Source organism: Bacillus tuaregi (assembly GCF_900104575.1).
Taxonomy (GTDB): Bacteria; Bacillota; Bacilli; order Bacillales; family Cytobacillaceae; genus Bacillus_BD; species Bacillus_BD tuaregi.
On the sequence record NZ_LT629731.1, the window covers coordinates 1,529,737 to 1,553,753 of the forward strand.

General features: G+C 41.3%; 25 protein-coding genes. 22 read left to right on the plus strand and 3 right to left on the minus strand.

Annotation, left to right across the window (positions count from 1 at the left end; all coding sequences use genetic code 11):
• The first annotated feature begins 97 nt into the window (after positions 1–97).
• From BQ5321_RS09565 to BQ5321_RS09650, 17 genes are all read left to right on the plus strand, one after another.
• Complete coding sequence (locus BQ5321_RS09565) at positions 98–715, plus strand: GNAT family N-acetyltransferase (RefSeq protein ID WP_084786724.1); 618 nt, start codon at positions 98–100, stop codon at positions 713–715.
• 38 nt (positions 716–753) lie between these two features.
• Positions 754–1,371 carry a TetR/AcrR family transcriptional regulator gene (locus BQ5321_RS09570; protein ID WP_071394276.1) on the plus strand — a complete coding sequence of 206 codons (618 nt, stop codon included), beginning with the start codon at positions 754–756 and terminating at the stop codon, positions 1,369–1,371.
• Between the two features lie 452 nt (positions 1,372–1,823).
• Positions 1,824–3,029 (plus strand): iron-containing alcohol dehydrogenase, encoded by a 1,206-nt coding sequence (locus BQ5321_RS09580; RefSeq protein WP_071394278.1) that lies wholly within the window; start codon positions 1,824–1,826, stop codon positions 3,027–3,029.
• A gap of 209 nt (positions 3,030–3,238) precedes the next feature.
• Complete coding sequence (locus tag BQ5321_RS09585) at positions 3,239–3,520, plus strand: hypothetical protein (RefSeq protein ID WP_071394279.1); 282 nt, start codon at positions 3,239–3,241, stop codon at positions 3,518–3,520.
• A gap of 839 nt (positions 3,521–4,359) precedes the next feature.
• Entirely contained in the window at positions 4,360–5,604 is a 1,245-nt protein-coding gene (gene urtA, locus BQ5321_RS09590) for an urea ABC transporter substrate-binding protein (protein ID WP_139187778.1), read from the plus strand.
• 88 nt (positions 5,605–5,692) lie between these two features.
• Positions 5,693–6,595 carry an urea ABC transporter permease subunit UrtB gene (urtB, locus tag BQ5321_RS09595; protein ID WP_071394280.1) on the plus strand — a complete coding sequence of 301 codons (903 nt, stop codon included), beginning with the start codon at positions 5,693–5,695 and terminating at the stop codon, positions 6,593–6,595.
• A 12-nt stretch (positions 6,596–6,607) separates the two neighbouring features.
• Positions 6,608–7,681, plus strand: coding sequence for an urea ABC transporter permease subunit UrtC (gene urtC / locus BQ5321_RS09600; RefSeq protein WP_071394281.1), 1,074 nt, complete (start codon positions 6,608–6,610; stop codon positions 7,679–7,681).
• Entirely contained in the window at positions 7,656–8,399 is a 744-nt protein-coding gene (urtD, locus tag BQ5321_RS09605) for an urea ABC transporter ATP-binding protein UrtD (RefSeq protein WP_071394282.1), read from the plus strand. Before urtC ends, urtD begins: the two co-directional genes overlap by 26 nt.
• 1 nt (position 8,400) lies before the next feature.
• Positions 8,401–9,102, plus strand: a complete 702-nt coding sequence (gene urtE / locus BQ5321_RS09610) for an urea ABC transporter ATP-binding subunit UrtE (RefSeq protein ID WP_071394283.1) — start codon at positions 8,401–8,403, stop codon at positions 9,100–9,102.
• 94 nt (positions 9,103–9,196) lie between these two features.
• Positions 9,197–9,499, plus strand: a complete 303-nt coding sequence (locus BQ5321_RS09615; protein ID WP_071394284.1) for an urease subunit gamma — start codon at positions 9,197–9,199, stop codon at positions 9,497–9,499.
• A 38-nt stretch (positions 9,500–9,537) separates the two neighbouring features.
• Positions 9,538–9,858 carry an urease subunit beta gene (locus tag BQ5321_RS09620; protein WP_071394285.1) on the plus strand — a complete coding sequence of 107 codons (321 nt, stop codon included), beginning with the start codon at positions 9,538–9,540 and terminating at the stop codon, positions 9,856–9,858.
• Positions 9,859–9,864: 6 nt separating this feature from the next.
• Positions 9,865–11,571, plus strand: coding sequence for an urease subunit alpha (gene ureC, locus BQ5321_RS09625; RefSeq protein ID WP_071394286.1), 1,707 nt, complete (start codon positions 9,865–9,867; stop codon positions 11,569–11,571).
• A gap of 10 nt (positions 11,572–11,581) precedes the next feature.
• Positions 11,582–12,028, plus strand: a complete 447-nt coding sequence (gene ureE, locus BQ5321_RS09630) for an urease accessory protein UreE (protein ID WP_071394287.1) — start codon at positions 11,582–11,584, stop codon at positions 12,026–12,028.
• Between the two features lie 97 nt (positions 12,029–12,125).
• Positions 12,126–12,710 carry an urease accessory protein UreF gene (locus BQ5321_RS09635; protein ID WP_234978381.1) on the plus strand — a complete coding sequence of 195 codons (585 nt, stop codon included), beginning with the start codon at positions 12,126–12,128 and terminating at the stop codon, positions 12,708–12,710.
• A 41-nt stretch (positions 12,711–12,751) separates the two neighbouring features.
• Complete coding sequence (ureG, locus tag BQ5321_RS09640; protein ID WP_071394289.1) at positions 12,752–13,369, plus strand: urease accessory protein UreG; 618 nt, start codon at positions 12,752–12,754, stop codon at positions 13,367–13,369.
• Positions 13,366–14,184 carry an urease accessory protein UreD gene (locus BQ5321_RS09645; protein ID WP_071394290.1) on the plus strand — a complete coding sequence of 273 codons (819 nt, stop codon included), beginning with the start codon at positions 13,366–13,368 and terminating at the stop codon, positions 14,182–14,184. Before ureG ends, BQ5321_RS09645 begins: the two co-directional genes overlap by 4 nt.
• Before the next feature lie 158 nt (positions 14,185–14,342).
• Positions 14,343–15,203: an EamA family transporter gene (locus tag BQ5321_RS09650; protein ID WP_071394291.1), complete on the plus strand. Its 861-nt coding sequence runs from the start codon at positions 14,343–14,345 to the stop codon at positions 15,201–15,203.
• Positions 15,204–15,295: 92 nt separating this feature from the next.
• On the opposite strand, the gene BQ5321_RS09655 is transcribed toward BQ5321_RS09650, so the two are convergent.
• The gene (locus BQ5321_RS09655) at positions 15,296–16,945 is read right to left on the minus strand and encodes a glycine betaine uptake BCCT transporter (RefSeq protein WP_084786725.1); all 1,650 of its coding nucleotides are present in this window, start codon (positions 16,943–16,945) and stop codon (positions 15,296–15,298) included.
• Between the two features lie 799 nt (positions 16,946–17,744).
• The gene (locus tag BQ5321_RS09660; RefSeq protein ID WP_071394292.1) at positions 17,745–18,653 is read right to left on the minus strand and encodes a nuclease-related domain-containing protein; all 909 of its coding nucleotides are present in this window, start codon (positions 18,651–18,653) and stop codon (positions 17,745–17,747) included.
• A 258-nt stretch (positions 18,654–18,911) separates the two neighbouring features.
• Between BQ5321_RS09660 and BQ5321_RS09665 the strand changes: the two genes are divergently transcribed.
• The 5 genes from BQ5321_RS09665 to BQ5321_RS24225 all read left to right on the plus strand — a co-directional run bounded on the left by BQ5321_RS09665 (position 18,912) and on the right by BQ5321_RS24225 (position 22,831).
• Positions 18,912–19,589: a CPBP family intramembrane glutamic endopeptidase gene (locus tag BQ5321_RS09665; RefSeq protein WP_071394293.1), complete on the plus strand. Its 678-nt coding sequence runs from the start codon at positions 18,912–18,914 to the stop codon at positions 19,587–19,589.
• Positions 19,590–19,615: 26 nt separating this feature from the next.
• Entirely contained in the window at positions 19,616–20,110 is a 495-nt protein-coding gene (locus tag BQ5321_RS09670; protein ID WP_071394294.1) for a hypothetical protein, read from the plus strand.
• Between the two features lie 387 nt (positions 20,111–20,497).
• On the plus strand, positions 20,498–21,445 hold the full coding sequence (locus BQ5321_RS09675; protein WP_071394295.1) for an exonuclease domain-containing protein: 948 nt from the start codon (positions 20,498–20,500) through the stop codon (positions 21,443–21,445).
• Positions 21,446–22,096: 651 nt separating this feature from the next.
• The gene (locus BQ5321_RS09680) at positions 22,097–22,279 is read left to right on the plus strand and encodes a hypothetical protein (RefSeq protein ID WP_071394296.1); all 183 of its coding nucleotides are present in this window, start codon (positions 22,097–22,099) and stop codon (positions 22,277–22,279) included.
• Positions 22,280–22,687: 408 nt separating this feature from the next.
• Complete coding sequence (locus BQ5321_RS24225; protein WP_159433418.1) at positions 22,688–22,831, plus strand: hypothetical protein; 144 nt, start codon at positions 22,688–22,690, stop codon at positions 22,829–22,831.
• A 149-nt stretch (positions 22,832–22,980) separates the two neighbouring features.
• Here the strand turns inward: BQ5321_RS24225 and pplA are convergent, their stop codons facing one another.
• Positions 22,981–23,928, minus strand: coding sequence for an extracellular electron transfer flavoprotein PplA (gene pplA / locus BQ5321_RS09685; RefSeq protein WP_071394297.1), 948 nt, complete (start codon positions 23,926–23,928; stop codon positions 22,981–22,983).
• Between the last annotated feature and the right edge of the window lie 89 nt (positions 23,929–24,017).

Sequence of the window (24,017 nt, forward strand, 5' to 3'; positions counted from 1 at the left end):
TAGAGGAGGTGGCTAAAGGATAAGAATTTACAATGCAGAATTCAAATTTTATAATGAAAATATATTCATTCATTAAAAAGGACAAGGAGAATGATATATGCAACCAATGGATAAGCTTACAATTGTCAAAGCAAACAAAACTGAGATTGATGTGAGGAAGCAGATGTCCGAAATATTTGCAGAAGGCTTCACACAATGGCTTGGCTATTTCTCCAAAGATAAAGATATCATTGCAAAGGCCTTTGCCCATATGTTTGTTTTAGAACAATTTTATGTAGCGATGGTTCACGATAAAGTAGCTGGAATGACAGCACTTACTGACGGTAACGTGTTATCAATACGTTTAAATAAAACAGAATTACGAAAGCACTTAGGTTTCTTTAAGGGCAGCATAGCAGGGGTCGTTTTAAAAAAGGAATTTGAAGCGCCCTTCGAAAATTTCCCTCCCCATACAGGTTCGATTGAATTTGTCGGAACGGCTACCGAGTTCAGAGGACAGGGTGTTGCAACTCAAATCATCCAGCATATCATTGAACATACACCCTACACCGATTTTGTAATCGAAGAGGTTGCAGATACGAATATTCCTGCCATGAAATTATATGAAAAAATGGGTTTTGTTGAATACAAAAGAAAATCATTTCCGGAAAAGGTAGCGAAGAGAAATGGAATCAATCATCTTTTATCTTTGAAATATGTGAAAAAAACAACATGATTTTTGCTTGCGGAGGAATCGAATAGGAGGTGAAACTCTTGCCTAGAACGAAGGAACAATTTGAGTCTATGAGAAAGGCAACAAAAGAAAAAATCCTTTCGGCAGCCATAAAGCTATTTGCAAAGAAGGGGTTCGCGGCCACAAGTGTAAACGATATAGCGGAAGAGGCAGAAATCAGCATCGGCCTCATGTATCGTCATTACAAAAAGAAGGAAGATTTATTTAATGAACTGATTACCTTTGCTGCGGAAGGATTGGAGCAAATGACAAACCGGTTTAAACAGGATGCTTCTCCACTTGAACTGATGCGTCAATTTACATTGGATATCATAAAGGATCTCGAGAAGGATGATGAATTTGCTAATTTTCTTATGATTATGTATCAAGCTTCGACCATGAGCAATCCTTCCTCTCTCATACAATATTTGAATGAACAAAGTGAAGCGATGCTAAAACAAACGGCGATATTAATTGAAAACGGACAGGAGCTTGGTCAGTTTAAAAAAGGAAACGCAAGGGAGATGTCGCTTTATTTTTTTGCTTCCATCCAGGGGTTAGCGATGATGAAGCTTAGTATGAATGAAGCGTTCATAACACCAGGTTTGGATGTCCTAACAGGCTTCTTGTTAAAGGATGGTTATATCTTAACCAAATAACACCATTTTCCCCTTTCTTATATACACTTCCCTGAGCGAGCGCCATTCCAAAAGAAGAGTGCCCTTTCTTTTGGTCGGTTAGTGAGTCACACTTAGTGGGTTAATATGGTTTTTATGTTAAACTATATACTAGATTGTGAAGAAATGTACTCTTTTAACTTCATTCAGCAAATGCTTTTTGTACCGAAAGCTTGCGACAGGTACAGAAGTCCTCCCCTTCTACAAGCGGGGGATGAATGCAAATGGTTCTTCGATTCAGTGGGGGTTCATACCCCGGCTGAATGAAGTTAAGCCTCCGGCGAGTCTTGCGATTTTTTTAAGGTAGTTTACCCGAGCGAGCTCAGGTAATCCGGACGCAAATTCGACGGGCGAATTTGATTAATGGGTAGATTTCACTTCAATAAGGGATACTTGATTAGTGCTTCTAAAATCCATTGAAAAGGGGAAATGACATGTTAAATTTTACTTTAAACATTCCTACTAAGATTATCTTTGGAAAAGGCGAGGTAAATCGTACTGGAGAAATGGTTAAGGAGTACGCCAAAAAGGTACTGCTGGTTACAGGACGTTCGTCGACTAAAAAAACGGGGTCACTGGATAAGGTAACCAAGTCCCTACAGGAAGCTGGCGTTGATTATGTTCTGTTCGATCAGGTTGAGCCTAATCCACGTGCAGAAACTGTTGATCGAGGGGGACAAATCGCCCGTGATGAAAAATGCGAGCTGATTCTTGCGTTAGGTGGAGGCTCTGCTATGGATGCTGCTAAAGCCATTGCAACCGTAGCTGTTTCAGCAAGACCGATACATGAATACATACGCGGAAATAAAACTGGTCTTTGGAAGGAGCTGCTGCCGATTAAAGAGGCACTTCCCATTATGACGATTCCAACATTAGCGGCGACAGGATCTGAGGCTAATTCCACTGCAGTCATTACGAACTGGGAAACGAAGGAAAAATCAAGTATCGGAGGGCCAGGATTATTTCCTCGTGTAGCCATTCTTGATCCAGAATTAACTTATACCGTATCTGCCAGCTATACGGCAGACGGAGCGGTGGATATGTTCACCCATTTGTATGAAGCTTATATGACAGGTGATGAGAATGCGAACGTGCAGGATGAAATCACAGAAGGACTCATGCGCAATGCGGTGAAATATGCCAAGACAGCGATTGATCAGCCAGAGGATTATAACGCCCGTGCCCATCTTCTATGGACGAGTACTCTCGCTTTAATTGGCATTGCTAATGCAGGAAGAGGAGGAAGCTTTCCAGTTCATCAAATTGAACATACATTGTCCGCGCATTATGATGTTTCACACGGACGCGGCCTGGCTGTTCTGACACCTGCCTATTTCCGGCAAATTATCAAAAAAGACCGGCCACATCGACTTGCACGATTGGGCCGCGAGGTGTTTAATGTGACACTTGAGGATGATTCTGCAGCCTGTGATGCAACAATCGATGCCCTGGTCAGCTGGTATAAAGAAATAGGAACCTACGATTCATTGAAAAATCTCGGCGTGAAAAAAGAAGATTTGAAATTGATGGCAGAGGAAACCATTCGGATCTCAGGATTAGGTAAAGATTCGATAGCAGCTACACATCCTCTAACGGCTGAAGAGATTCTTCGCATGTATGAAGAGGTTTATGAATCATAAGACTGTCCCAGTGTGAAGACCTAGGACTTGATAATAACAAAAGGAAGGAGAGCAATAGTTGCTCTCTTTTTTTGTTTATGAAACTCAGTTTAAGCGTTATCAACACGGGAACAAGAAGTGAAGAATCATGAAAGATAGGATTTTTGGATACGAACCAAGCCTTGATGACATAACATAATGTAGTTCTAATAAGTGAAGAAGGGGATATTATGTGTCCACTTATTAATAGTAACGAGAATAATCCCAGTAATGGCAACAACTTTGCTGATATTCTACAATTCGTTGGACAGTGGTTCGTATCCACTGGTGATATTATCACGTTCATCGGGCAAGCGATTGCACTAGAACAAGATAGGCTCGATCGAATCCAAGAGGAAAATGACAAACAACAGCAGGAATACAAACAAGAACAAATGCAGCAACAAATTGAACAGCTCCAGCAGCAGCTAAAACTTTTGCAAGAACAAATGAACAAACAGTCTAATGAATAGGGGAGTACTTATTCATACCATCAAAGCCCACTCAAAGGAACTACAATCATAACTGTTATTGAGAAGTATATAAGCTTCTCTTTTTTTTAACTTCATTCAGCAAATGCTTTTTGTACCGAAAGCTTGCGACAGGTACAGAAGTCCTCCACTTCTACAAGTGGGGGATGAAGGCAAATGGTCCTTCGATTCAGTGGGGGTTCAAACCCCGGCTGAATGAAGTTAAGCCTCCGGCGGATGTCACGGATTTTTTAAAGGTTATAAGTGCTGCCGAAAACGCCGCCACTTTAATCCGTTTTTCAATCTACTGTATATCACTAATCATATAATTCTATATACAGTATTACATACACGTATCGTTTTACTTGAAATTAGATTCCGGTAATCGATATATCTATCCCAGTGTCTAAGTAAGTTCCCTAAATATCTTAAAGGCTAGTTAAACATGTAGTCTGATTTTACGAAAATTTGCCTATAAAAAGCCAAGCCTGATTTCTCATGTACAATGGGAAATCAGGCTTTTGTTATTTTTTCACAGATTATAGAAGAGAATATAAAAATTGGCTATAGTCAAATGTAACTATTCTTAACATGGATTTGAAACTGAATAAGCTCCGTAAAAGTTATCAATGAATAATGGAAATAAAAAACAGGTAAACCAGCGATGGCAACGGTTTCACAAACAAAATATTCTAAAAATTTAGTAAAAGTAGTTGATTACGAGCAAAATCGCTGTATAATAAAAATGTAATCTATGTTAGGTTTCCTGACATTAAAAAGAAACTAAATCTTACAATCATCAAGAATAGACAAAACTAAAATGATAAAAGGGGTGTTATGACATGAAAATGAAAAAAAGATGGCTGCTTTTCCTATTGGCAGTCCTCATGATGGCGGCTTGTGCACCAAATTCTAGTGAAACCACATCACAATCAAGCACGGGCAAAAGCACAATGAAGGTTGATGGTGACACAGTTAAGGTTGGAATCCTCCATTCATTAAGTGGAACGATGGCAATAAGTGAGGTTTCCTTACGTGATGCTGAGCTCATGGCGATTGAAGAGATCAATGAGGCCGGAGGGGTACTAGGGAAAAAAATCGAACCGGTTATTGAGGATGGAGCATCTGATTGGCCGACATATGCCGAAAAGGCACGTAAGCTTTTACAGGAGGATGGCGTAGCAACCGTGTTTGGCGGCTGGACTTCGGCCAGCCGGAAAGCGATGCTGCCGGTTTTTGAACAAAACAATGGCTTGCTTTGGTACCCGGTGCAATATGAGGGCATGGAGCAATCACCGAACATTTTCTACACAGGCGCAACCACTAACCAGCAAATCGTTCCTGCAGTTGATTGGTTACTTGAGAACGAAGGGAAGAAATTTTTCTTAATTGGTTCCGACTATGTATTCCCTAGAACGGCGAATCAAATCATTAATGCTCAGCTAAAAGAAAAAGGCGGGGAAGTGGTGGCTGAAGAATACACACCAATGGGTCACACGGACTATAACACGTTAATCAGTAAAATTAAGTCTGCTAAGCCGGATGTAATCTTTAATACATTAAACGGTGACAGTAATGTAGCCTTCTTCAAGCAGCTGCAGGATGCAGGAATTACAGCTGAAGATATTCCGGTTCTTTCTGTCAGCGTCGCCGAGGAAGAAATTCGCGGGATTGGGGCAAATGTTCTTGAAGGGCATTATGCAGCATGGAACTACTATCAAACAACAGAAACGCCTGAAAATACTAAATTCGTAGAAGCCTATAAAGCAGCATATGGGGAGAATCGAGTAACGGCTGATCCTATTGAAGCGGCCTACACAGCTGTTTATCTATGGAAGGCAGCGGTTGAAAAAGCCGGGTCCTTTGAGGTGGATAAAGTAAAAGAAGCTGCAGATGGTATTGAATTCAACGCACCAAGCGGTCTAGTTCAAATAGATGGTAAGACCCAGCATATCTACAAAATCGTCCGTATCGGTCAGGTGCAGGAGGACGGACAATTTAAAGAAGTATGGAACTCCGGTGAAGCTGTTAAACCAGATCCATACTTAAAAACTTACAGCTGGGCATCCAGTCTAAGTACCCAATAACGAGGTGGCAGACACCGTAAATGGACAGTTTACCACTATTTGTCTTTTTGCGGTGTCAGACACTGCCAATAGAAAGGGGGAGAGAGTCTTGTCTGTAATCGTTATGCAACTGTTTAACGGCATAAGTCTAGGATCGATTTTATTATTAATTGCTTTAGGGCTTGCCATTACGTTTGGGCAGGCGAAAATTATCAATATGGCACATGGGGAGTTTATCATGATTGGCGCATACACAACCTATGTTCTTCAACAGGCCTTCATTCAATATCTTCCGCAAACAGCCTTTACCTATTATTTTATTCTAGCGATCCCATTATCCTTTCTTGTCGCTGCTCTAATCGGTTTACTGATGGAAAAGACGATTGTTCGTTTTTTATATGAACGTCCAACCGATAGTTTGCTGGCAATGTGGGGAGTGAGCTTAATTATGCAGCAGGTGGCCCGTTCCATATTTGGAGCGCCAAACGTAGCTGTGATTGCACCGGATTGGTTGAACAGTGGTCTGGTGATTGCCGGGATGACCTTTCCGTATAAACGTCTTTTCATTATTTTACTGGTGGCTGCCGCTATTTTTCTATTATACTTGTATCTTTTTAAAACTCCTTCTGGACGTCGGATGAAGGCTGTTACCTTGAACCGCAATATGGCATCCTGTCTAGGTGTTTCAACGAGGAAAGTCGATAGTACGACCTTCGCACTTGGAAGCGGGCTCGCAGGTTTAGCTGGCTGTTCGCTAACCCTCTTAGGCTCGATTGGGCCCACGCTCGGAACTGCTTATATAGTTGATGCTTTTATGATCGTGGTTCTTGGTGGTGTCGGTAAAATAAAGGGAACCATTATAGCTGCACTAATGCTTGGAATTCTAAGTACAGTGGTTGAGTATTCAACAAGCGCCACGATGGCCAAGGTCATTGTCTTTGTCTTCATTATCTTATTCCTACAGTGGAAGCCGACCGGGCTCGCAGGTACAAAAGTGCGGGCGCTCGACTAGGAGGTATCTTATATGAGTAAAAATGTCAGTCAAACCGTAGCATACGGAGTCTTTTTTCTCTTACTCTGTAGCGCGCCGTTTTTTCTATCCGATTTTCGTATCGGTTTATTAGCGAAGTTTCTCTGCTTCGCCATCATTGCGGTTGGAATCAGCTTGATTTGGGGCTTTACAGGAATCTTAAGCCTTGGTCACGGTGTCTTTTTCGGACTTGGTGCCTATTGTATGGCCATGTATTTAAAGCTAGAAGCATCATCCGGTGGGATTCCAGATTTTATGCAATGGAACGGTATCATGGAGCTGCCCGTTATTTGGGCACTCTTTCAAAATCCGTTCATCGCCATTTTGGCAGCTGTGCTAGTGCCGTTTTTCCTGGCTGTCATCATCGGCTATGTGACATTTAAAAACCGCATTAATGGAGTGTTCTTTTCAATTATTTCTCAGGCGGTTGTAATCGTGTTTGTGACCCTGTTTATTGGTATGCAGCATGTAACAGGTGGAACGAGCGGATTAACAAATTTCTATTCTGTTTTTCAAATCCCATTAACAGACCCGGCAACGAAGCAATTTTTATTTTTTTTAACGGTTGGAATTCTCGCAGTCATTATGGGGATATCCCTTGTATTGACGAAGACAAGGTTTGGGAAAGTGCTTGTGGCAATCCGCGATGGAGAAAATCGTCTGCGCTTTCTAGGCTACAATCCAACAAGCTATAAGGTCATTGCCTATGCGCTTTCAGCGGCATTTGCTGGTGTGGCCGGAGTCTTGTTTGTGCTTCAGGTTGGAATCATTTCGCCGGAAATGATGGGCATTATTCCTTCTATTGAAATGGTGCTATGGGCAGCGATTGGCGGGCGCTATTCCATACTCGGAGCAGCGATTGGGGCGATTTTAACAAACAGTGCAAAAAGCCTGTTAAGCGAATCATACCCTGACCTATGGACGATTCTCTTGGGTTTGATGTTCTTGGTGGTAGTTTTGTATCTGCCAAACGGATTGGCGGGGCTGGTTGCAAAGGTGAAGGGCCGTTTTGTCAAAGCAAAGCAGAAGGAGGAGGAGGAAAATGCAGCCGATACTGTCGTGTCGTGATGTAATGGTGGATTTCTCAGGCTTTAAAGCACTTCAGGGTGTGGATTTAGAGGTTCATAGTGGTGAAATTTTGTTTTTAATCGGTCCAAATGGAGCGGGGAAAACGACTCTGCTTGATATTATTTGTGGCAAAACAAAGCTGACAAAGGGAGATGTCCTGTTCGACGGCACCGTGTCGCTTACGAAGCTGCCGGAGCAAAAAATTGTCTATGAGGGTGTTGTGCGAAAGTTCCAGGCACCGAGTATTTTTGTTAATTTAACACCGTATGAAAATCTTGAAATTTCGATGAAGCAGCGAAAAAACCCATGGTCACTCCTTTTTTCAAAATGGTCGAGCGTGCAAAAAGAAAGGATAGATAGCTTGCTTGACCGGATTGGCTTATATCTGGAACGTCATGAGCCGGCACGTCTGTTATCACATGGACAAAAGCAGTGGCTTGAAATCGGGATGCAATTAATTCAAGAACCGAAGCTGCTGCTTTTGGATGAACCGATTGCTGGTATGTCTGGTGAGGAACGGACGAAAACAGGCCGGCTGATTGAAGATATCTCAAAGGACTGTACCATACTGGTGGTCGAGCATGATATGGATTTTGTCCGCAGGTTTTCAACCCGTGTAGTCGTGATGCATGAGGGCAGGGTTCTAAGTGAGGGGTCGATGGAGGAAATTCAGCGTGATGATGAAGTGAAGAATGTCTACTTAGGAAGGGGGCGCTAATATGCTGTCAGTGTCCCATTTAAAAGCGGGCTATAAGGAAACAATGATTCTACAGGATATTAGTTTAAGCCTTCCAAAGGGGAAAATTGTCGGGCTTCTTGGCCGTAACGGAGTGGGGAAAACCACGCTACTCAAGGTGTTGATGGGATTGCTTCCTGTTTCACACGGAGTTGTTTGTTTCGGGGAGCAGGAATGGAGGAAGAACCGCCCTGAGCAGCGGGCACGTGCTGGCTTAGCCTACGTCCCGCAGGGCAGAGAGATTTTTTCGGAGCTCTCTGTAAAAGAAAACCTTCTGCTCGGACTTGAGCCGCTACCGAAATCCCAGCGACCGACTGAAATTCCTGCGGAAATCTTTCAATGGTTCCCGGTGTTGCAGGAAATGCTCAACCGAAAGGGCGGCGACTTGAGCGGAGGACAGCAGCAACAGCTGGCGATCGCGAGGGCCATCATCTCGAATCCAACGGTACTGCTCCTGGATGAGCCAATGGAAGGAATTCAGCCGTCAATCGTTCAGCTTATCAGGGATGTGCTTGTGAAGATCGCTCGGGAAAAAGACATGGCGATTTTGCTGGTCGAGCATAATTTGGATGTTGTCCTGTCATGCTCTGACTATGTCTATATTTTGGATAAAGGACAAATGGTCGTTCATGGTTCATGTGATGAGTTAAATGAAGAGTTGCTGCATGAGCATTTGGCGGTGTAGCTATGATGACTAAAGTAAAAAATGGATGTGTACTTTTGGCTAATGAAGTGCTCTAGTGTTACGAATACACCGAAAAATATAAGGAGGCTGAGAAGTGAAGCTTACATCAAGGGAACAGGAAAAGCTGATGATTGTCGTGGCTGCTGATTTAGCGAGAAGGCGCCAGATGCGGGGACTGAAGCTAAACTACCCTGAAGCCATCTCCATTATTACCTACGAGGTCATGGAGGGAGCAAGAGGTGGGAAAACAGTTTCTGAGCTTATGCAATTTGGCAGACGAATCCTTACACGTGAGGATGTGATGGAGGGTATTCCTGAAATGATTCATGATATCCAAGTAGAAGCAACCTTTCCGGACGGCACAAAGTTGGTGACCGTGCATGACCCGATTCAGTAGTGGAGATTAAATATTTATAAAGTAAGGAGTGAAAACGATTGATTCCAGGAGAATACCGCCTAAGGAAAGAGCCTATCGCCTGTAACGTTGACAAACTGCCAAGCACTCTTGAGGTCATCAACAAAGGCGACAGGCCCGTGCAAATCGGCTCGCATTTTCATTTTTACGAGATTAATAGCCAGCTCCAGTTTGATCGAGAAAAAGCCTACGGTTTGAGGCTCAATATTCCCGCCGGCACCGCAGTCCGCTTTGAGCCCGGTGACAGTAAGGAGGTACAGCTAATACCTTTTTCCGGAGAAAGAAGGGTCTTCGGGCTTAATAACAGAACCAACGCTGCATTAAATGACAAGGGGGTGTGAACCAAGATGAGCTTTAACATGACGCGAAAGCAATATGCAGATATGTTCGGGCCGACTGTCGGGGATCAAGTAAGACTCGGGGACACCGATCTGTTTATTGAAGTTGAAAAGGATTATACGATATATGGGGATGAAGTGAAATTTGGCGGTGGAAAGGTAATCCGTGATGGAATGGGCCAACATCCGCTTGCCACAAGAAGCGAGACGGTTGACCTGGTGATCACGAATGCTCTCATTCTTGATTATACCGGCATTTACAAAGCGGATATTGGCATTAAAGACGGCACCATAGCCAGCATCGGCAAAGCAGGCAACCCGCTATTGATGGATAATATCACCATTACCATTGGCGCGTCGACTGAAATCATTGCCGGGGAGGGAATGATTCTCACAGCTGGAGGAATTGATGCCCATATCCATTTCATCAGCCCGCAGCAAATTCAAACTGCACTCGAGTCGGGTATCACCACGATGATTGGCGGCGGGACTGGTCCGGCAACTGGAACCAATGCTACCACCTGCACGCCAGGAGAATGGAATATCCAGCAAATGCTGAAGGCGGCGGAGGAATTCCCGATGAATATTGGATTCCTTGGGAAGGGAAATGCCTCAAGTGAAGAAGCGCTCATGGAGCAGATTGAAGCAGGTGCCATTGGCTTAAAACTTCATGAGGATTGGGGCACGACAGCCTCCAACATTGATAAAGCACTCACCGTTGCGGATAAATATGATATTCAGGTAGCCATTCACACCGATACGCTTAATGAGGGAGGATTTGTTGAGGATACCTTACGTGCCATTGATGGACGCTTAATTCACACCTACCACACAGAGGGGGCTGGCGGTGGGCATGCACCAGATATTATTAAAGCCGCTTCCTATCCAAATATCCTGCCTTCCTCCACCAATCCAACGCGGCCTTTTACAGTCAATACCATTGCGGAGCATTTGGATATGCTGATGGTGTGCCACCACTTAGACCCGGCCGTCCCAGAGGATCTCGCTTTTGCAGATTCGAGAATTCGCAAAGAGACGATTGCAGCAGAGGATATTCTTCATGACCTCGGAGTATTCAGCATGATTAGCTCGGATTCACAGGCCATGGGCCGAGTTGGAGAGGTCATCATCCGCACCTGGCAGACAGCTGATAAAATGAAGCGGCAGCGCGGCGAGCTTCATTCAGGCGAAGAAAATGATAATCTGAGAGCCAAACGATATATTGCTAAATATACGATTAATCCTGCCTTAACCCATGGAATAGCTGACTACGTCGGCTCGATTGAACCAGGAAAAATAGCTGATCTCGTCCTTTGGAAGCCCGCTTTCTTCGGTGCCAAGCCGGAGCTTATTCTAAAGGGAGGCATGATTGCCTGGAGTGTTATGGGAGACCCAAACGCATCCATTCCGACTCCGCAGCCGGTACTTTACCGTCCCATGTTTGCGAGCTTTGGGAAGGCCAAATATTCTACATCTCTGACCTTTGTTTCTAAAGCGGCTTATGAGCTGGGCGTTCCTAAAAAACTCGCTCTCCAGAAAAAAGTCGTACCAGTAGGGAATATCCGTCAGCTTACGAAGAAGGACATGATTTTTAATGGAGAAACACCTGAAATTGAGGTGGACCCACAGACCTATGAAGTGAGGGTGAACGGTGAATTCATCACCTGTGAGCCGGATGACAAGGTTTCACTTGCACAACGATACTTTTTATTTTGAGGTGATGAAGATGATTATTGAAAAAGTGATTGGAAATATCAAGCAAGCAGCACAAAGACCGGCCCATATAGAGCGTGTGTATTTACGAAGCGACGATCTTGTGAAAAAAATACAGCGTGTCCAAACCGACCACGGCAAGGAATTAGGCATCCGGCTAAAAAACGGCAAAGAATTAATGGATGGCGATATTCTCTATCAGGATGATAAGAATTCAATTATCATCAGCGTCATTGAGGATGATGTGCTTGTGATTCGGCCAACCTCCCTCCAGCAAATGGGAGACATTGCCCATCAGCTTGGAAACCGTCATCTGCCTGCGCAATTTGAAGCGGAAGAAATGATTGTTCAATATGATTATTTGGTCGAAGAGCTGCTTCAGGAGCTGAACATTCCCTTTGCCCGTGAAAAAAGAAAAATGAATCACGCTTTTAAGCATATCGGGCATTCCCATGACTAATCCGCTTTTTAATCTCCTGCAAATATGCGATTCCAACTTTCCCTCTGGTGCCTTTTCGCATTCCTTCGGGCTGGAAACGTACATTCAGGAGGGCAAGGTGGCGGACAAAAAGACCTTCTGTAGGGCTTTAAAGCACTATCTGCTGTCGCAGTTTGTCTATACAGACGGTCTTGCCTGCCGCATGTGCTATGCGGCGATTCAAGAAGAAAGGCTCGACAGGCTCTGGACGATTGACCAGGAGTTATTTGCTTTTTCTGGGGCGAGGGAAACAAGGGAAGGTAACAAGCGGATGGGGCGTCAGCTAGTCAAGGTCATGACAGAGCTTTATCCGAAAAATCCTCTGCTAAAAAAATACAACGAAAAAATCAAACAGAAAGAACGTCACGGTCACAGTGCCCTCGTATTTGCAATGGTGCTGGAGGGACAGAAGGTGGATTTAGAAACAACCTTATCCTGTTATGTATTTGCCACTGCTTCCTCCTTAACGCAAAATGCCGTGAGAGGAATACCGTTAGGGCAAACAGATGGACAGAGGATTCTTCGGGAGCTGGAGCCCTTTTTTCAGGACTTAGTAAAAAAGGTACTAAAGCAATCAGAGGAATGCTTTGGAGCCTGTGCCCCAGGACTGGAAATAGCCCAAATGAAGCATGAGGATTTGTCGGTTCGGTTGTTTAGTTCATAGAAAGTTAACTTAATAGTGAATAGAAGGAAAGGATGAGACAAATGGGAGAACCTATTCGAATTGGAGTTGGAGGACCTGTCGGGGCTGGAAAAACCTTATTGGTCGATCAATTAAGCCGAGTGCTGATGAAGGAATATGAGGTAGCCGTAATCACAAACGATATATACACCAAAGAGGATGCGTTATTTTTAATAAAAAATGGCGCGTTGCCTGAGGATCGAATTATCGGCGTCGAGACGGGAGGCTGCCCCCATACGGCTATTCGTGAGGATGCTTCAATGAATTTTGCCGCAATCGAGGAGCTGACAGAGCGTCATCTAAACCTTGATTTAATATTTGTCGAAAGCGGGGGAGATAATCTCGCTGCAACGTTCTCACCGGAGCTGGTGGATTTTTCGATTTATATTATTGATGTCGCACAAGGGGAGAAAATTCCCCGTAAAGGCGGGCAAGGGATGATTAAATCTGATTTATTTCTGATTAACAAAATCGATTTAGCCCCATATGTCGGAGCTGATTTAGAAATCATGAGAAAGGATACCTTAGCAACACGGGGGGATAAAACCTTTTATTTTACCAATCTTAAGGATGGCACAGGGGTCTCAGAGGTAGTGGAATGGATTAAACGGGAGGCCTTCCTGGCAGGGCTTGAGGTATGACCGTCCACACCGGTTATCTTCAGGTCGAGGTCGGAAATAAAAACGGCAAATCTGTCATTACCAACAGCTTCTTCGACGGTGTTTTCAAAATCACTCGTCCGACCTATGGCCCTGACAATCTGCCGCTCCTTACACTGATTCATGTCGGAGGAGGCTATGTGGATGGCGATTCCTACCTGACAGAGGTGGTGGTGAATGATGCGGCCTCCCTTGCGCTTACGACTCAGGCATCTACCAAGGTCTATAAATCCCCGCGATTCGGTGTAACACAGACGATGGATTTTTTTCTAAAAGAAAACAGTGAACTCCATGTTAAACAAGACCCATTAATTCTTTATCGTGATGCCAGCTTCAAGCAATTTACCAATGTATACATGAATTCCTCGGCCCTATTTACTTATTGCGATATCATGACGCCAGGCTGGTCGGTGGACGGACAGCCTTTTCTCTATAAAAAATTGGCCTCCCAAATGAAAATATATGTAGACTCTGAATTGAAGGTATTTGACCACCTGCTGCTAGAGCCTGATGAGCAGATACAATCCTTGATGAATTTGGAGGGGTTTACCCATATTGGTACAATGTTTGTCATCCATCAAACCATAACCGAAGCCTTTATCACCGATGTAAGGGAGCTGTTATTAACGGAATCGACACCCTCTAGATGGGGAATCAGTAAGCTAAGCGTGCCAGGCTTGGTACTGCGTGTATTGGCTTTCAGAACCGCTGATATTGAGAAGATTTTTTCAAGGTGCGAGCACTATTTCAGGAAAACGCTTCAGCAAAAAGAAGGAATTGAATGGAGAAAGTGCTAGAAGCGGATTCGTAAGGAATTTTCTTTCATAATAAATGAATTTGCCTTCATTGCAATGCCTGGATCTAATAAATGTGAGGTTCCCTTTATGAAAAGGTTACCGTTGCCTGAGTGCATATGGTATCCTTTTTTTAATAAAATGGAAAAGAAGGGAAGTACATGAGCGTAACGTTAGCATTGTTTGCGGCTATATTTGCAGCACTAACAAGTATCCTCGCAAAAATCGGGATGGAAAATGTAAATTCCAATCTGGCAACAGCCATCCGGACCATTATTGTCTTAGTGATGTCCTTTATTGTAGTATGGATTACTGGTCAGCTCGATACGATTGCGACCATTTCTACGAAAGCGCTGGTTTATATTGCCCTTTCCGGTGTGGCAACGGGCTTGTCCTGGCTGTTTTTCTTTCGCGCGCTTGCGATGGGTGATGTCTCCAAGGTTGTTCCGATTGATAAATCCAGCATTGTCTTAACCATCCTTTTATCCATCGTTATTCTGGGGGAGAAGGCTGAGTTGAAAATTATGGCGGGAGGGGCGCTTATTGCGATTGGAACCTTCGTGCTAATTGGGAAAAATGAAGAAAAAAAGCGCTTTACCGGTTCGCAAATTTATATACTGTACGCCATTATTGGGGCTGTATTTGCCGCACTGACGTCGATTTTGGCAAAAATCGGCATGGAGGGTGTCGATTCCAATGTTGCCACTTTTTTAAGAACGATCGTAATCTTAGTATTTGCATGGCTCATTGTATTTTTTCAAGGTACATATAAAAGCATGAAAAACATATCTAAGAAAGGCTATCTCTTTTTAACACTATCAGGCATGGCTACCGGACTTTCCTGGCTATGCTATTTCGCTGCTATCGCCATCGGCAAGGTGTCGGTAGTCGCGCCGATTGACAAGTTCAGTGTTGTGATCACCATGATCCTCGGATTTGTGATTTTAAAGGAAAAAGTAGCCAAGCATACGATAATAGGCGGCCTGATTATCACAATCGGTACGTTTTTCTTGGTTTTTTAAGAAACTTTCTTTCATAGAACGGTCATATCTTAAAAGCCAACCAAATTTTGATAAAAAAACAACGCCCCAGCGGAAGCTGAAACGTTGTTTTTTTATTTGCTTGATATGGTTAGTAAGGCGTCCTTAACCTCTACATCTTTTTTAGTTCGTTTATTTACCACAGCTTCTTTCTCATCCTTTTTGCTGTGTTTGTCTTCGACAGCTTCCTTCACAACCTGTGTACGTGCATTCCCTGCCGGTTTCCGTACATGATGACCAAGTCCGAGCTCTTTAGCGTCTAGCTTTAGGGCTTTCAGTAAACTACCGACCATTAACAGCATGATAACGGAAAATGGAAGTGCTGAAAGGATCATGGTGTTTTGAAGAGCCTGTAGACCCCCTGAATAGAGAAGAGCTAGGGCTGTAATCGAAAGCAGAATTCCCCATGTCGCTTTAATGGCAGTACTTGGATTTTGCGAACCATTCGTTGTCATCATTCCTAGAACAAATGTACCTGAGTCCGCTGATGTGACAAAGAATATGGCAACAATTAAAATAGCCAGAATGGATAACGCCGCGCTAAACGGGAACCCTTCTAACACACCGAAAAGGGATTCCTCTGGTGCTAATGTAGAAATGGAAAGCAGCCCAGAGACTTCAGTAGAAATAGCGGAACTACCAAAGGTTGTAAACCAGATGAAGCCAATCAGTGTTGGAACGAGTAAAACTCCTACAACAAACTCACGAATCGTACGGCCTTTAGAGACTCTGGCAATAAATACCCCAACAAATGGAGCCCATGCAATCCACCATGCCCAATAAAAAATGGTCCATCCATTAATCCAGCTACGGCCCTCTTCGTTTAGTGGAGCAATCCGAAAACTCATGTTCAGGAAGTTTTGCATATAAGATCCAATCGTATCTGTAAATAGGTTAAGAATAAAAAGTGTCGGCCCAAAAATAAATACAATGATGAGGAGGAGAGCCGCAAGACCCATATTTAAATTACTCAGGATCTTTATCCCTTTGCTTAGACCTGTTAAGGCTGAAATCATAAATAAGACAGTTACAACGAGAATGATAATGGTTTGACTAGTTTGCGTACTAGGTACATCCCATAGATAGGAAAGGCCGCCGTTAATTTGCATGGCACCAAATCCCAGTGAAGTGGCAACCCCCATAACTGTTGATATAACAGCTATAACATCAATTGCTTTCCCGACAAAGCCATCTGCATGCTTCCCAATTAACGGTCTTAAGGTACGGCTTATTAAACTTAATTCCCCTTTTCTAAAGGTAAAATAAGCCAGTGCCAGTGCGACTGCGCCATATATGGCCCATGCATGGATTCCATAATGGAAGAAAGTAAATCTCATGGCATCCTTAATTCCCTGATCTGTGCCTTCTTGTCCTGTTGGAGAGCTAATGATGTAATGGCTAATGGGTTCGTAGGTCCCATAGAACATTAAGCCAATCCCCATACCTGCACTAAAAAGCATGGCAAGCCAAGTTGGACGTGAAAACTCAGGCTTATCCTCCTGTTTCCCGAGCTTAATCCGGCCAACTGGACTCACTAATAAATAGAAGCATACAAACACAAACAGTGAAACGATTAATAGGTAATACCATCCAAATGAATCTGTCATAACACTTTGAGCACTACTGGTAATGCGTTCTAACGACTCAGGCATAATAATCCCCATTGATACAAGACCAACCAATAATGCTAACGATACGTAAAAAACAGTTGAAGCATTTTTCATATTAAATTTTAACTCCCATCTTTGATAAATTCGCAGAGGGTCTTACTACGAGTAGTGAACATATTAATTGCAAACCCTAATTAAGTGGATTATTCAGGGTAGTGTCCTGTTGTTGTTTTATCCCACTTAGGATTTTAATGATCCTCATCTTCTTTCGTCTAGGTCTTATAGACCATTAATCTGCGTTAATAATTTTGATTTTTCATTTTCTCTCAAACTATTACATGTAAAAACTACGACAATATAAACAACAATATCGTTTATCTGTTTGAGTATTGGATAATTTAATTGCTTATGCACGGTAGAGGTGCTTTGAATGGATCAGTAAACAGGTCACTTTTGGGGTATGTTACAACTATATCAAAAGGAAATGCCCCCAGCAAATGGGAAAAACAAGCTTATTCAAGGCTCTGGTCTGCTAAACCTTTCGTAGAAGAGGGATTCAATACCTATCCTTAAAATAACTCCCAGATCCTCTTTATCTGACCGATATTCGAGAGAATTGAACTTTTTGTGAAGCGAGGGAGAGGATTCTCACTCTTCCTGAATGGAGGAACAGCGGGGAAGGGGGTCCCAGACTAAAAAAAGATTCGTTCGTTTTTTACTGATACTAGGCAAAGGTAAAAATCAACAAACTAAGAGCAAGGAAAAGAAACGCCAGCTGAGGGTTTCTTAAGTTACCATCTATAGAAGGACAAAGCAAAAAGGTAAGTGGAAGATTGTGTAAGAGTAGTGGGGGATACTCTGACAAGCGGCAATCCTAAAAATAAAAACCGGTCAGATCCCTTCATCAGTACTTCTATTGATAAAACATATCATTAGTAATTCCATATGGAGTATAATATTTCTTTAATACTCTACTAACTGTCCTTTTATGTGAATCAGCATTACACCACTCAAAAATCATTTGCGTAGTAATTTTTCTCTCAGGAAACAACAACTGGAATTCCTTCACATGCCGTAATATTGCTTGTTCGGTTTTTTCAAACTGCCCGCACTTTCCACATTCAATCCCATAATTTTTATAAGAAATCAATAAAGAGCCACAGCTTTTGCAAAGAAACCCCTTTTGTAGCTTGTCGTAATGATATTCAGGGATTTTTGTATGTGGATTTTTGGTTAAGTGTAAGGAGAGTAGCTTTTGGGCAAGCTTTTTATGTCCTTCATTTAATTTAGATGGAGTTTTATTTATTTCGTTAAAAAAACGATTTAATTGTGTTGGCAGGATAAAGGAGTTTTCAAGTGGAGCTTGAAATAAAGTGAATTCAGAGTTAATAAATATAACTGAGGCATCAATAAGGTAATTTTCCTTAAGGTTTTGGAGCAGTTGGCGGAGTAAAGTTGTGCTTCTTTTTATTTGATCGACTGGATTCGTATACTCTCGATTAGTAGCAGCAGCATAAAGCTTGTCCGAGTTTAAGTAAAAATCACCGTGATAATTTTTTATATCCACTAGATAGAGTAAATATTGTGAAATAATAAGGGTATCGATTTGAACAATTGAGTGGTTCACTTCGAGCAATAAATCATGGATGATATACCGTTCTTCTAATAGGCATTCTGCAAGTAAATCAAACTTAACCTCTCCAGCATAGCCTTTCTCAAGATTCATATAATGAAACTTATCCTTGTCTGTTAATTCCATTCTCCGATTTAATGATCGCATAAGCAGTAATTCATCGGACTCCGTTCGAGATTTTAGTAACATAACCCACTTCCTTTCTTATGTTATAAGCTTATTGTATAAAAATATATTAGGATTTTACTCAAGGGAAAATGTCCAATTTGTTAATTTTCTAGTCATTACACAACTATTACTCCATCAACCCCCTACGCTATAAAACTTCACTTCCCGCAGCTTTAATAAAATTTTTAAAACAAATCTGTCAATTCAATCTCTCATGCAAAGGAATTTACACTATAAACACGAATATTATATAGAAAAACTAACAAAGGAGTATTTAACATGATTTTTTTCGGAATCTTATTGCTCATTTTTTTAATCGGGATTTACCCATTTTGGGATAAAAAATATACGAAAAGGTTGGAGGCAACAGGTCATGAAGCCGATCGTATCTCTTATTTTAAATATGTCATCTATTCAGAATGGACGATTACCTTTCTCCTTTTGGTGGCTGTGTCCGTTTCTTCTACGAAATTAGCACAAATTGGTCTGAAGTTGCCAGATGAGAATTCGGTTCAATTTTTAGGGATGTTATCAGGATTTTTAGTTGGGATCCTAGCGGTTACGTTTATTTTATCTCGGATTCCTTTTTATCAAAAATATCAAAAACTACAAACAAATAATGTTTCCTATTTAATTCCTACCGGTAAGCTTGATAAACGATATGCGGTGATGACTGCTATTACAGCAGGCATATGCGAGGAAATTATTTATAGAGGATTCCTGCTACACTTTCTATCACGTTCACCTTTTTCACTTGAAGGCAGCTTATTGCTCCTAACGGGTGCTGTTATTTTCGGTATTGCTCATTATTACCAAGGCTGGAAGGGAGTCATGTTAACGGGTCTAGTTGGTTTTGCGTTATCAAGAGTATATGTTGAAACCGGCAGTTTGATTTTTCCTATCCTTTTACATATCTTGATTGATTTACGCTTTATGCTTTTCGTAAAAAAGGATTAATACATTTAAAGAAGAGGGTTGATAGAATGAAGCGTTCAAAAAAACGAAACAATCTGACTCTCCTATTTTTTACGGGGTATGTATTTTTGCTAATCTCCTTAATTGCGGGTGTCATGTTTATTGATTCTCCTATCAAAAGTGAATCAATTAGTACAGCCCTGGTGGATTCAACGTTTAAGGAAGCGATAGAATCCTATGAAACGAAGCAGGAAGAGAAAAAGAAAGTACAATCGGAACCAAGGTGGAAGCCCTCGAACGAATTGGTCATGACAGCTGTGTCAATTGGTGCTGTTCTTGACATCATCATTATCGTCATCTGGGCAAAATATCAAAATCGAACGCAACAAGCTTCAACATCTTCAAAGGAAAGAAAGTGGCTTTATTCTAAATTATTCTGGAATATCGTTGCATTAGGCGTGATTCAGCCAAAGGAAAATAAACTTGTGATTAACTGGATCAATATGATTGCTGTCACCATATTCATTCATCTTCTTCTTTACTACATATTAAAAGATATCTAGCAAACTACAGGGAAGCGAACTGATCTTTCTCGTTAATATATCCAGAAATCGGTCTGCCCTTCTTTTGCTGACAACTGCTATAATAGGACAAGAAGATGCTCTCGATCCAAATCGTCGAGCTTTTAACTTCATTCAGCAGAAGTCCTCCACTTCTACAAGTGGGGGATGAATGCAAATGGTTCTTCGATTCAGTGGGGGCTTAAACCCCGGCTGAATGAAGTTAAGCCTCCGGCGGATGTCACGGATTTTTTTAGGGGTAATCTATCGAGCAAGCTCGATAAAAATCCGGACGCAAATTCGACGGGCGAATTTGATATAATATGGAAACAGTAAAAAATCAGGACATAGAATTTCTGCCTATATGTCCCATGATAAGGGGGATGACTTATGGACTTTATCACAATCGATTTTGAAATAGCGAATAATCATCTAAACAGTGCCTGCTCAATGGGGCTGGCTTTTGTTAAAAATAATACGATCATCGATGAAAAATATTATCTCATTCAGCCACCAACCCTTGAGTTCGATGAGGAAATGACAAGGGTCCATGGTTTGACAGCTGAGGATGTGAGAGAGGCTAAGAAATTTAATGAAATATGGGAGGAGATTAAGGCGTATTTTACTGATATCCCTGTAGTGGCCCATAATGCCCAATTTGATATGAGCGTGCTCCACTCCTGCTTAAAGACGTACTCGCTGGAACTGCCGGAATTTCCCTATATTTGCAGCATTCCAATTAGTGCGAAAGCCTGCGGAAATGAAAAGGTTGGTCAGTCATTAAAAGACCGGCTCGATTATTTTCAAATTGAGCTTACAGACCATCACAATGCCATTGCAGATGCTGTGGCCTGCGCAAAGCTCGTGACTACATGTGTTGAAGTGAAGCGGAAGAAATCCTTACAGACCTATTGCAAGGTACACAGCAGCATACCGGTGAAAATGTTTTCGGAGCTAAAGCCACAAGTCTATTTTAAAATGAAAAAGAAAACTCCAAATAATAGGTTTAAAAACAGAGTTGCCATTTCTGAAATAACGGCATCTGTTGATAGCTATAATGAGGACCATCCTCTATATGGAAAAAATGTTGTCTTTACCGGTGACCTTGAAACCATTGATCGTAAAGCGGCTATGCAAAGGGTAGTCGACCGCGGCGGCCTGGTTAAAAGCGGTGTTAGCAAAAAAACCAATTATCTCGTTGTCGGACAGCAGGATAAAACCCTTGTCGGCAGCAGTGGCATTAGTTCAAAAGAGAAAAAAGCATATGACCTGATGGAGCAGGGTATGGATATTATCATCATTAGAGAAGCTGAGTTTCTAAGCTTAATAGAAGAATAATCGTTTATGATGACTAGACATGAGCCAAGGTTTTTGGGTAGTGTTTAGTCATTTTTTATTGGATTTTTATTCGATCATAATAGGCTATCAATTTACTTATCAAAACCATCCTCAACATTTAAATTTATGATTTCCGCAGATGCTGAAAGAATACTCGCTATAATGCTTGTTCCATTAATATCGAGTGTTACTTCTGTTGATACAAGTCCTCTTCATTTGTGCGAAGTCCCATTAGCTTCAAAAAATAACCCCATTTTAAACTCCGGCAACAATAAGAGAAACAATCCAACCAGTATCCATTCTATACAGCTCCCATCTTTTCTTCTTTGCTAACTATACAAACGAGAAGCGGTAAAGGTTCATGTAAAATAAGAAATATTTTGAGAACAGGATTCGGTTTTGCCGTAATAGCAATGAGCAATATCACACGGGAAGTGTAACTGATATCACAATCGAATCCATTATTATTTATAGAATCCACAACCACTGAAAGGAAGAATTGTTAGGTAATGGAAATATAGTTAAGATTTCCTATGCAAATCACTTTACGTCCTGTCCATTTGGCTATAAAATAAGTGCAGATAATTGTCACATTTATACGAAAAATGTACTAAATTTGTAAAAATCGATTTAATTAGAGGAGGAGCTTTTTTGAATATTATTTTTGCCGTTCTGTTATTTGCTATTACCTGTGGAATCTTGAGTGTAAATATTCCAGCTGGAATCGCTGTAATTCTGCTTACTCTATCTGTAACAGCCCCATATATCATTAAGGAATATAATAATAAAATCAGAGTGCAGAGAAGAAGAGCACAATTTAGAGTGGTAAAATAAGGGCCTTTTGGGGGAAGAGGGACTATATATTAATGCTTTGGTTTTCTAATAGGAAAAAATGATAAAAACTCTACAGCGATGTAGAGCTTTTTTTTGCGGGGAGAAAGGTAAAAATTTACTTATATTCCGCAAAAATACATTAGATAGGAAACGTCATATAAATCTAAAATTTGTGTTTATTTTTAGATTTATAGTTGCATAGCATAATCATTAAGACTTATTAACTATGATTGTGTCGTAATATGAAGGAGAGAAAACCTTGAGTGATGCAAGCGTTTCCAATTATAATGAAGACAGGGAAATGGCGTGCGTGGCCATCTGGTATCAGGGCGAAGGTGGGGCTAATACCAATGAAAAGTAAATGTACGGGAGAAAATAATATAATAAATGTCGGAAAGGGAGGAGAAAATGAGAAAAAGTAAAGCGATTTTTAAACATTTTATTAAGGATAATCAGTTTGATTTGAATCAATATTTGAAGTATTTAATAAAACAAAAGAATACACATACACAGAATCAATTAAAGGAATATAAAACGAAAAAGATTAATTGAAGGGAAACCTATAACAATGACATTGAGAACGTAGCAAGAGACCTTGTCATTCTTTCCGAGAATCATACAAGGTCTCTTTTTCATGGCTGTATTAAAAATGCATCCCCCACTACAGCAGGGAATGCATTTATCAACCATTATGGGTCGTATTATTTTTCAAATACAAAGTTGTCTACTTCGATTGGAGTAGTATCACCTTTTTGCGCAGCATTGATTAATTGATTTGCATAGATTTTAAATCCGTGCCAAGAGTGAGTTGCACCTGTTACAACTTCAATGTCACCGGCATTTTGCTTTTCAATAAGTGCGTTGTTTAATGCAGGAATGAAATCTTGAGGTCCAACGCCTGTCTTTTCAGACATTGCTTTTTGGTACTCTTCATCCTCTGTTTTGATTTTGCCTTCACCATTTACATTATTGTAGCCAGGATCAACGATTTGACCATCCTTCACGACCATTTTAAATACCGTTTTCCAGCCTGAAGTACTTAGATTTTTTTCAGTTAGAGAGTATTCTCCATCCTTAAGCTCTGCAGCTTTATCAATCTCAATGGTAGTAGTATCACCTTTTTGAGCAGCTTGAATTAATTGTTGCGCATAGTTCATGAAGTCATCAGAAGAGTGTGTAGCACCTGTTACAACTTCAATATCTCCAGCATTTTGTTTTTCTAGTAATTGATCATTTAATGCTGGAACAAATTCTATAGGACCTACACCTGTTTTATCAGACATATTCTTTTGGTATTCTGCATCGTCTGTTTTTAACTTGCCTTCTTCGTTTACATAGTTATAATTAGATTCGGTAATTTTACCGCCTTTTACTGTCATTTCAAAATTAACTTTATACCCATGTGCATAATCTTTTTCTACTAATGTATAAGTGCCATCCTTCATTTCACCGCCGGCAAGTAGCTTTTTAGCTGTTTCAGTCTGCTCGGTTGTTTGTTCAGTTGTTTCATTTTCAGTCTGTTCTGCAGCCTCAGTTGTGATTTCTTCTTTTTCTTCCTTTGTTTCATCTGTGCTGTTGCCGCAAGCGCCTAAAAATAATGCTAATGATACAGCCATTGACGTCATTGCGAATTTTTTGCCGAATGTCATGATTTTCATCATCCTTTACTTAAATTATTTACGATTAAGGCTGTGAGGTAAATTGCTTAATTTGTTATTTATTCACAAATTAGACAAAA